Source organism: Breznakia sp. PF5-3 (assembly GCF_029504745.1).
Taxonomy (GTDB): domain Bacteria; phylum Bacillota_I; class Bacilli_A; order Erysipelotrichales; family Erysipelotrichaceae; genus Breznakia.
Genome location: NZ_JAQFIQ010000064.1, coordinates 1 through 10,745, shown reverse-complemented (window position 1 = coordinate 10,745; position 10,745 = coordinate 1). Strand labels below are relative to the sequence as shown.

6 protein-coding genes are annotated in these 10,745 nt (G+C 32.0%); all 6 read left to right on the top strand.

The features are described 5' to 3' along the window. Window positions 1-208: 208 nt before the first annotated feature. Window positions 209-742: an XRE family transcriptional regulator gene (locus M2475_RS10980; RefSeq protein ID WP_277491559.1), complete on the top strand. Its 534-nt coding sequence runs from the start codon at window positions 209-211 to the stop codon at window positions 740-742. A gap of 14 nt (window positions 743-756) precedes the next feature. After that, window positions 757-2,328 carry an ABC transporter ATP-binding protein gene (locus M2475_RS10975; RefSeq protein WP_277491558.1) on the top strand — a complete coding sequence of 524 codons (1,572 nt, stop codon included), beginning with the start codon at window positions 757-759 and terminating at the stop codon, window positions 2,326-2,328. Window position 2,329: 1 nt separating this feature from the next. Then, complete coding sequence (locus M2475_RS10970) at window positions 2,330-3,154, top strand: ABC transporter permease (protein ID WP_277491556.1); 825 nt, start codon at window positions 2,330-2,332, stop codon at window positions 3,152-3,154. Beyond that, window positions 3,154-5,016 carry an extracellular solute-binding protein gene (locus M2475_RS10965; RefSeq protein ID WP_277491555.1) on the top strand — a complete coding sequence of 621 codons (1,863 nt, stop codon included), beginning with the start codon at window positions 3,154-3,156 and terminating at the stop codon, window positions 5,014-5,016. The genes M2475_RS10970 and M2475_RS10965 overlap by 1 nt, the downstream gene beginning before the upstream one ends. A 160-nt stretch (window positions 5,017-5,176) precedes the next feature. Continuing rightward, window positions 5,177-6,454: an RNA polymerase sigma factor gene (locus tag M2475_RS10960; protein WP_277491554.1), complete on the top strand. Its 1,278-nt coding sequence runs from the start codon at window positions 5,177-5,179 to the stop codon at window positions 6,452-6,454. Between the two features lie 289 nt (window positions 6,455-6,743). After that, window positions 6,744-10,745 (top strand): hypothetical protein (locus M2475_RS10955; protein WP_277491553.1); only part of this gene is annotated, 4,002 nt, incomplete at its 3' end.

The window sequence follows — 10,745 nt, the reverse complement described above, 5'->3', positions numbered from 1 at the left end:
AATATTATCCTTTCTCACAAAACACAAAGCTCCTTCTACTATACCGGTTTCATCTTAATGCAACAACCTGTTGCTTTAAGTTTAATAATCAAGGAAAAATAAGAATCAATGGTAATTATATTGCATTTTTTTGAAAAGAATATATAATAAGTATTGGTTTAATAAACAATCAAAGAAAGTTTAGTATTACTAAACAGAAAGGAGACGTATGAATATCGGCTTAAAAATTAAAGAATTGAGAACTAAAAATAACTTAACATTAGAAGAATTGGCAGCTCGAAGTGAGCTTACCAAAGGTTTTTTAAGTCAGCTAGAACGTGATCTTACTTCTCCTTCTATTGCAACACTAGAAGATATATTGGAAGCACTAGGAACCAATTTAAGTGAATTTTTTAAAGAGGAAAAGAATACTCGTTTTGTCTTTGGCGAGGATGATTACTATATTAATGAAAAAGATGGTGCCACCACGAAGTTTATTGTTCCTAACGCACAAAAGAATGATATGGAACCAATTATATTAAAGTTAGCACCGAATGCAGAATCTTCACCGATTGAACCACATGAGGGTGAAGAGTTTGGCTTTGTTTTAAATGGAGAAATAGAACTAATAAATGGTGGCAAAATAGAAAAGATGAATAAGGGAGAAACATTTTATTTGAATGGGAAGCATACCCATTATTTAAAAAATAAAGGAGATAGAACAGCAGAAATTCTATGGATTATTTCGCCACCAAATTTTTAAGAGAGGATTTGGAAATGAAAAAATTGATACAGTTTAAAAATATCGTTAAGAACTTTGATGATACATTGGTTCTTAAAGGTATTAATTTGGATATTTATGAAAATGAATTTGTAACTTTACTAGGACCATCAGGTTGTGGTAAAACCACATTACTTAGAATTCTTGGAGGTTTTTTGGAACAAGATGAAGGCAGTATTGTTTTTGATAATGAAGAAATTTCAAAGCTTCCATCATACAAAAGAGAACTCAATACCGTATTTCAAAAATATGCATTGTTTCCACATATGAATATTTATGATAATGTAGCATTTGGCTTAAAAATCAAAAAAATGAGTGATGATGTTATTCGTCAAAAAGTTACAAGAATGTTGAAGCTAGTAAGCTTGGAAGGGTACGAGGAGAGAAATGTCGATCAACTTTCTGGTGGGCAACAACAACGTATTGCTATTGCTCGTGCGCTTGTAAATGAACCAAAGGTTTTGCTATTGGATGAACCTTTAGGGGCACTTGATTTAAAGTTGAGAAAAGAAATGCAATTAGAGCTTAAAAAGATTCAACAAGAAGTAGGAATAACGTTTATCTATGTGACGCATGATCAAGAAGAGGCATTAACAATGTCAGATAAAATTGTTGTCATGAGAGATGGAGAAATCCAACAAGTTGGATCACCAACTGATATCTATAATGAGCCAGAAAACGAATATGTGGCAAATTTTATTGGGGATAGTAATATTATTGATGGAATCATGAAAGAAGATTATCTAGTTGCTTTTGATGAGCATAACTATGAATGTGTTGATTTTGGATTTAAAAAGAATGAAGATGTTGATATTGTGATTCGTCCTGAAGATATAGATATTGTGAAAAAGGGAAAAGGAAAATTGAATGGGAAAGTATTATCTGTTTTGTTTAAGGGCGTGCACAATGAAATTATTGTCGAAACATCGAGAGGAAGCCATGTTGATGTCACATTGACTGTGTATGAAAAGAAACCTATATATAATGAAGAAGCAGGTGAATACATATCAGCAAATAATTTCTATTTAGATATTCAAGATTTAGAAGAATTGAATGATGACGATATTATCGCTAGAGCAGATGCACAGGCATGGGATGCGGAAAGTGAAGATTATTTGTCGATTGCCAATATAGAGTATGATATAAAAGCAGAAGCAGGAACTTATCCAGTTACTTTCTCAACGAGCAAAGGTACTAAGATTCAAGTTGATATTTTTGTGGTAAAGCAAAAATATGTAACAGATGAAAAGAAGCGGATTGGGATTGCAGCTTTTGATTTTTTTACTACCCTAGATGAAATTCAGGAAAGCCAAGCGTTGGATACAGATTTGAGAACTTGGGCAGATGCGGTAAGTTGGAATTTGGATACAGATGAAGATATTGAAGTCAGAAATGTTGATTATGATTTTGATGTTGATGAACTAACACCAGGAAAATATATTGTATCGTTTTCAACAATAGGTAGAGAGTTTAAAATTCATACAACTAGAAATGCAACTGTTGATACACATGTAGGAATTGATTTTGATCCAGAAGATATCCATGTGATGGAAAAAATGGGGTTCTAACATGAAAAGTTATAAAAAACTCATACAACCATATGTTATATGGATTAGTATTTTTTTGGTTGTACCAATGCTATTAATTTTGCTTTATGCTTTTACTTCACAAGGAAATGATGTTATGACATTTCATTTCACTTTTGAGAATTTCATTCGTTTTTTTCAAGATAATGTATTTTTAGGTGTATTAATTGATTCGTTTCGAATCGCTCTAATTACAACTGTAATCTGTATTTTAATTGGGTATCCAGCAGCATATCTAATTTCAAAAATGAATGTAAAACACAATGGTTTCTTTATTTTGTTGATAACATTACCAATGTGGATTAATATGCTTGTTCGTACTTATGCATGGATTGGCATTTTAAATGACAATGGTGTCATCAACAATATTTTAAGTTTTTTTGGGGTTGGAAAAGTTCATATGATTCATACTGAATTTGCAGTGATTTTAGGAATGGTATATAACTTTCTACCATTTATGATTCTTCAAATTCATTCATCTTTGGCAAAACTAGATAAAAGTTTGTTGGAAGCAAGTAGTGACTTAGGAGCTACTCCTTTTGAAACATTTAAAAAAGTTATTTTCCCATTGTCCTTGCCAGGTGTGATTTCAGGAATTACCCTTGTATTCTTACCAGCAGTTAGTAGTTTCTTTATTCCAAAATTATTGGGGGGAGGACAATTGCTAATTGGAAATCTGATTGAAAACTATTTTGTTTCGACAGGAGATTGGAATTTTGGAAGTGCAATTTCTTTAATCATGGCACTTTTGATTATGGTATCTATGTATCTAACGAAACGCTTAGATAAGAATGGTGGTGATTCGTAATGAAAAAGCGAATTGGATCAAAAATCTTTTTAGGTGGAATGCTTGTCTTCTTTTATTTACCTATCATATATATGATGTTCTTTTCTTTTAATAGTTCTAAGTCATTATCAAAGTTTACAGGATTTTCACTTCGTTGGTATGAGCAAATGTTTGCTAATAAGACAATGCTGGAATCGATTTACTATACATTGTTGATTGCAATTATTGCAACTGTTGTATCAACGATTGTTGGAACATTGGCTAGTATTGGACTTTCAAGATCAAAGAAAATATTACGGGAGATTGTAATACAAATCAATAATTTACCAATTATGAATCCAGAGATTGTTACCGCTATTGGATTGATGTTATTCTTTACTTCATTACATATTGAAAAAGGTTTTTTCACTTTACTCTTATCTCATATTATTTTTTGTATCCCTTATGTGATGCTAAGTGTTATGCCACGAATACGACGTTTAGATCCAAATTTAGCAGAGGCTGCAATGGATTTGGGAGCTACCCCTTTTTATGCACTTCGCAAAGTAGTGATACCTCAATTGATGCCTGGAATTGTAGCAGGAGCATTGATTGCTTTTACAATGTCATTTGATGATTTTATTATCTCTTATTTTGTAACCGGAAAAGGCGTTAATAATATTTCAATAATGGTGTATACAATGTCAAAACGGGTAAATCCAACGATTAACTCTTTATCAACTATCATAGTCCTATTTATTACAGTTGCTCTTGTTGTGGTGAACCTTGTGTCTATGCGAAAAAAGAGATATACCAATCGATCATATCGTCATGTGTTTGTAATTTCAGCGATTGTTTTAGGATTGGGGATTGCTGGATTGAATGCATTGCGAGGAAATGCTTCAAGTGAGATAGATCCAATCAAAGAATATGGTTGTAATACGTTAAATGTATTTAATTGGGGGGAGTATGTAGGAGAAGACACAATTTCAGGGTTTGAAGAAAAATATAATGTAACTGTAAATTATTCTGTTTTTGCTTCCAATGAGGAAATGTATACAAAACTGTTAGGTGGAGAGAGTTATGATGTATTAATTCCATCAGATTATATGATAGAAAGAATGATTCAAGAAGACATGTTGAAAAAGATTGATTTAAAAAATATTACCAATTATGGTGGATTATCTTCTGAAGTGTTGAATTTGTCTTATGACCCTAAAAATGAATATAGTATTCCATATTTTTGGGGAAGTGTAGGAATTATCTACAATAGTGAAACAGTGAAGAAAGAAGATGTTGAAAAAGAAGGGTTTAATGTTTTAAAAAATCCTAAGTATAAGGGTAGAATATATGTTTATGATAGTGAAAGAGATTCTTTCATGATGGCATTGAAAGCATTGGGATATTCTATGAATACAACGGATGAGAAAGAAATCAATGAAGCTTATGAATGGCTTAAAGAGTTGAAAGAAAATAATCCAGTTATTGTCACAGATGAAGTTATTGATGGAATGATCAATGGTGAAAAGGATATTGCTGTTGTTTATAGTGGCGATGCTGCTTATATCCATGATGAAAATTCTAAGATGCAATATTTTGAACCATTAGAAGGGACAAATCTATGGTCAGATGGAATGGTAATTCCTAAGAATAGTACATGTCCTTTACTAGCTGAGGAATATATTAACTACAATCTTGAAGAGAGTGTAGCAGAAGGCAATTCTGCTTATGTAGGCTATACATCAAGTGTAGAAAAGGTAAGAGAAAAATTAGCAAATAATGAGTTTAAAGGGAACAGTGCTTATATTCCTCGTAGCGGATATGAAAAAGATGAAATCTTTAACTATAATGAGAAAATGAAAAAGGTATTAGCTGAGCTTTGGATAAAAGTGAAAGCAAAATAAGGTTACTTGAAATACCATGATTAATATTTCGTATAAGGAGTATTCATCATGGTATTTTTTTATAAAAATTATGAAAATAAAAAAAAGTTAAACGAAATCTACAATTACTTCGTCCTATTTATGACAGGTTCTGTTTAAAGTAAAAAGTGAGGGCGAAAGTATGAAAACAAAAAAGATTGAAGATGAAACTGTATTGCAGTTAATGAAAGGGGATCAGAAAGCTTTTGAGAAAATCTATGCACACTATGAATCAACAATATATTATTTTGCTGTTTCATATTTAAAAAACAATGCAGACGCAGAAGAGGTTGTTCAAGAAACATTTATTAAAGTATACACAAAAATTCATACACTCAATAATTTTTCTGCATTTCATTCATGGCTTTTTTCAGTTGCATATCGACAAATTATTGAAATCTTAAGAAAAAATAGTAGAACGTTAAAACAGACATATAGTGATGATGGAATCATTGATACACTTGAAAATAAAGAAAATTCAGCTACTTTATTTAATCGCAATGAAATATGGAACACCATAGCTACAGAATTTGCAAAGATGCCTACTAATTATGAACAAATTGCAAAATTAAAATATTTTGATGATTTAAGTGTCAAAGAAATAGCTGAAGTTATGCAGATGCCAGAGGGTACAGTAAAAACAAGGTTAAAAATCGTACGCGATATGATTAAACCAGATTTATATAAAAAGGGGCTGACAACAAAGAACATGAATATTGTATTTCCATTAATGTATTTTCAGTTTTTTTCCTACATGGTGGAAAATATTTCAATGCCAGCGGATAAAAGTAAGTTTATTTTTGGATTAATCACCGAAAAAGCATTACCAAGTTCAGCTAAGATGGGGATTGTTTCAATTACTGAAAAAATAGGGAGAGCGCTCCTTGCGTTGGGCGTGTTTTCAACAGCAGGGATACTTTATTATAATTATACAAATCAAAGTGAAGATATCAGTCTTATGTTAGAGACTATTACCTATGATACAGCTTTAACAAATCAAGATGTAATTGTATACGCGTATTTTAATCAACCAGTTGCAAGACAACAAGTTAAAATAAAAAATAAAGATGGAGAAAGTTTGAATATCCGCGATAAAAAAGAAAACTATATTAGTTTTATTGTGAATGAAAATGGAACATATATAGTTTCAACTGAAGAAGATTACAAGACGATAAAGATTACAAATATTTATCGTGATGAGCCAAAATTAGAAAATATTAAGTATAAAAATAATGTACTTACATTTGATATTATTGACGATATTAAAATTGATTATGAAAAATCTTATTATGTTCATGACCAAAAGAAAGAGAGTTTATCAAATGATCATCAAATCAAAGGGCCTTTTAATGGGATACTTGAACTATATGTGTATAATATTGCAGGGAATTATGAACGATACGTTATCAATATTGATTAATCATATTACAAAGCTATTTAAAATTTGAAAATATAGTGCGTATATAAAGTTAAAACAGTAACACTATTTTTATAGTGTAAACGAATAGTGAAAATTATTTTAAGAAATTTAAAACCAGTATTGAGAAGAGACCGTCTAACGTTTGAAAAAGCAATTTTATTACTTAAATCAACGAATTGGGGTTTTCGTTTTTTTAATGAAATTGCTTTTGCGTTAAAGGAGGGAATGAAGGGCGATAAAAGAAACGCATAGGAATAGTTTAAAGAATTATTAACAGAAAGGAAAAAAAATGAAAAAAATTAGTAAATTTACGAAAGTTTTAATTGCTTTCATGATAGGAATTACAAGTGTTTCATCTTTGTATTCAAATGTGGTAGCAAATGAAAATGAAAATATACCACAGATACGCAGTGACGTTGAGTACAGTGATGATAAGACGAAGGCATCAATCAACTTTGATTTATCTGATGTTGATACAACAATGTATGAAATTGTTGCAATTAAAGATGACTTAGGTGTGCAAGTTGATTTGAGTAATCCTACTTATGAGGCAAATGAAAACGGAACATTTAACTTTAATGTAAGTTATATAAAAAAAATAAATAAAGCAGGAGATAGTGAAGAAAACGCATCTGACGATGGATATGAAAAATTAGATACGACAATTAGTGTAGAAGTAGATAATATTCAATCAGTACAAAAAGAAAAGTCAGATCAAGTTTCGACAGATGTGATGACAAAATTAGTCACACCATTCTCTTCAGGAGGCTTATCTGAAGCATTTAAAATATCAAAATCAGAAGATACAAATTCTCCATTTATCAATGGGAACACAATAAGTTTTTCCAAATATACAGCAGGATTAGTAAATTCAAAGTTTACCTTAGATTTTTCACGTAGTTTTGTAATTGAAGGAACGTTTACTGCAGCAGAAGCAGATGGAGTTAGTTTTGCATTACATACAAACCCTAATAAAGAAGTAACAGCAGGTCACATCATGTATAACACAGGGATGGTAGATAAAAACTTATATACTGTGGAAAGACAAAATGGTTATACTTTGTCAAATATAAATCAATCACAAATGCCAAATGGATTATTGTGGAATGCAATGTTTACCCTAGATTCTGCTTATTCAACTAGTGCTTTTGGTAATGGGGTTTATGGATATTATATGAAGGGTACAACCCATAGTGTATTAAAACCAATAAGTGGTGAAAGTTATGAGAGAAACGTTGTGGGAGGCAGTAACGCAAAAGATTTTAAAATGAATTTTGTGTGTACTAATCCAGAAACAGGCGATGGTCAATTGACAGTAAGTATAGGGGGATTTCAAAGAATCTATTCTATTGGAGGTAAAACTGTATTTGGATCCGATTATAAAAATGTATATTTTGCTATGAGTAGCTGGGTTCCAGAAGTACATCCAGATGGTACTTCTACACCGGTAGGAACTGCGTCGCTTACTTTCAATTCTACATATTATACAGATTGGCCACCTACTCATGATGCTACATCATTTTGGGCTGATAGAAATAAGGATGGGATTTTTGAGACACAAGTAAATACAACAACAAGTTTTGCATACCCTAATGAAACGATTCAAGTGAAACATGAGTTGACAACAGTAAGTAGTACAGCACTAGCAACTATTAATGCAAATACGCGTATTGAGCAATTAAAAGATAGCGAAGGAAATCTTTTTACTGGAAATAATCCAAAATCAAACGGAACTAGTATAACTAACAATGTTAATGCATACAATACAACTGATATTTCCAACAATTTAGTAGTACCACTAAGTGCATCAAATGTAAATTCAGGAAAGACCGCATTTACTTATGAAATGACAGCACCAGATGTAGGAAATGGTCAAACAACAATTACCGAGGTAGCAACCTTTGGACAGATGCCTTTTGACCCAATAACATCAACAAGTGCACAGTTTAAAGTGGTGGGACGCCCTACATTGAATGTAGGTGTAGAAAAGGTGTTTATTGAATATGGAAGTGCAACAATAAATTTAAGAGATGGACTTAAAGGAAAAACTTATGATGGAAGTAGTTTACTTTCTTTGGCAAGCGATCCTACGAATTTGAAATTAACTTACTCACCAACGACAGCAATTAATACAAGTAGTCCTGGAACATATGTAGTAAGTTATACATTAAAAGACACAAGAACAAATTTAACTGAGACGAAAGCAAAAACATATGTCGTGTTAGACAAAGGTTGGGAAGTATCACCAGATAAAACAAAAGCAATAAATGCAAAAGATGCATTTATTAAAGTAAGCGAAGCGAAAGCATTAGCAAACAAAGAAGCATTAATTACAGTAAATGATGCAAAAGTAACAAGTACAGATGGAAGTAATCCAACACCAGTAGTAACAGCAAGTGACTTTACAACAATCAAAGCAGGAAAGCTAGGAAGTTATAATGTAACATATAGTTATGGAAGTGGAACATCAGCAGTAAGTAAAACTGTAAAAGTAACTGTAATTGCAGATGATGCAAAAACAAATGGAGAGAATTCATTAAACGCAGAAAATGTGACATTAACATTAACACAAGCAAATGGATTGGCAAATAAAGATGCATTATTAGATGCAACAAAAGCAGTTGTAACAAAAGCAGATGGAACAACAGATAAACCAAAATTAAGTGATACTGAATATGCATTAGTAAAAAATGCGACAGCAGCAAAAACAGTAACCTTAAATTATAGTTATGGAAGTGGAGCTACATTAGTAGAAAAGAGTGTAGTAGTAACGATAACAGATGATGGAAGCCAAACATCAGTGAATGCAAAAGATGCAATTATAAAAGTAAGTGAAGCACAAGCATTGGCAAATAAAGAAGCATTGATAAATGTTAACAGTGCAACAGCGACAGCAGGTGGAACAAGTGTAACACCAGTAGTAACAGCAAGTGATTTCACAACAATTAAAGCGGGAACGCTAGGAACGTACAATGTGACGTATAGTTATGGAAGCGGAGCAACTCTAAAAAGTACGACCGTAAAAGTAACAGTAGTAGCAGATGAAAATGAAATATCAAATGATAGATCAAATGCACTTAGTGCAAAAGATGCATTTATTAAAGTAAGCGAAGCGAAAGCATTAGCAAACAAAGAAGCATTAATTACAGTAAATGATGCAAAAGTAACAAGTGCAGATGGAAGTAATCCAACACCAGTAGTAACAGCGATGACTTTTACAACAATCAAACTAGGAACACTAGGAAGTTATAATGTAACATATAGTTATGGAAGTGGAGCATCAGCTGTAAGTAAAACAGTAAAGGTGACAGTAATTGCAGATGATGCAAAAACAAATGGAGAGAATTCATTAAATGCAGAAAATGTGACATTAACATTAACACAAGCAAATGGATTGGCAAATAAAGATGCATTATTAGATGCAACAAAAGCAGTTGTAACAAAAGTAGATGGAACAACAGATAAACCAAAATTAAGTGATACTGAATATGCATTAGTAAAAAATGCGACAACAGCAAAAACAGTAACCTTAAATTATAGTTATGGAAGTGGAGCTACATTAGTAGAAAAGAGTGTAGTAGTAACGATAACAGATGATGGAAGCCAAACATCAGTAAATGCAAAAGATGCAATTATAAAAGTAAGTGAAGCACAAGCATTGGCAAATAAAGAAGCATTGATAAATGTTAACAGTGCAACAGCGACAGCAGGTGGAACAAGTGTAACACCAGTAGTAACAGCAAGTGATTTCACAACAATTAAAGCAGGAACGCTAGGAAGCTATAATGTGACGTATAGTTATGGAAGTGGCACAGGTTTAAAAAGTACTACCGTAAAAGTAACAGTAGTAGCAGATGAAAATGAAATATCAAATGATAGATCAAATGCACTTAGTGCAAAAGACGCATTTATTTCTGTAGCTGAAGCGAAAGCATTAGCAAACAAAGAAGCATTAATTACAGTAAATGATGCAAAAGTAACAAGTGCAGATGGAAGCAATCCAACACCAGTAGTAACAGCGATGACTTTTACAACAATTAAAGCAGGAACACTAGGAAGTTATAATGTAACATATAGTTATGGAAGTGGAGCATCAGCAGTAAGCAAAACTGTAAAGGTAACAGTAAAAGATTCTATAGAAGAAAATCCAACGAATAAAGAACGAATAGGAGCAAATGATTTTGCAATTAGTAAAGAAGAAGTAGCAGGATTAAATAATGCGAAAGTAATAGACTTAGCGAAAGCGGAAGCAAGTAGTACAGTGGATGGATCAAAAGTAGCAATTACAGTA

What these genes read in the sequence shown, in the direction of transcription:
- M2475_RS10980 (WP_277491559.1), top strand. Translation starts at nt 209, where the DNA reads ATGAATATCGGCTTAAAAATTAAAGAATTGAGAACTAAAAATAACTTA.
- M2475_RS10975 (WP_277491558.1), top strand. Translation starts at nt 757, where the DNA reads ATGAAAAAATTGATACAGTTTAAAAATATCGTTAAGAACTTTGATGAT.
- M2475_RS10970 (WP_277491556.1), top strand. Translation starts at nt 2,330, where the DNA reads ATGAAAAGTTATAAAAAACTCATACAACCATATGTTATATGGATTAGT.
- M2475_RS10965 (WP_277491555.1), top strand. Translation starts at nt 3,154, where the DNA reads ATGAAAAAGCGAATTGGATCAAAAATCTTTTTAGGTGGAATGCTTGTC.
- M2475_RS10960 (WP_277491554.1), top strand. Translation starts at nt 5,177, where the DNA reads ATGAAAACAAAAAAGATTGAAGATGAAACTGTATTGCAGTTAATGAAA.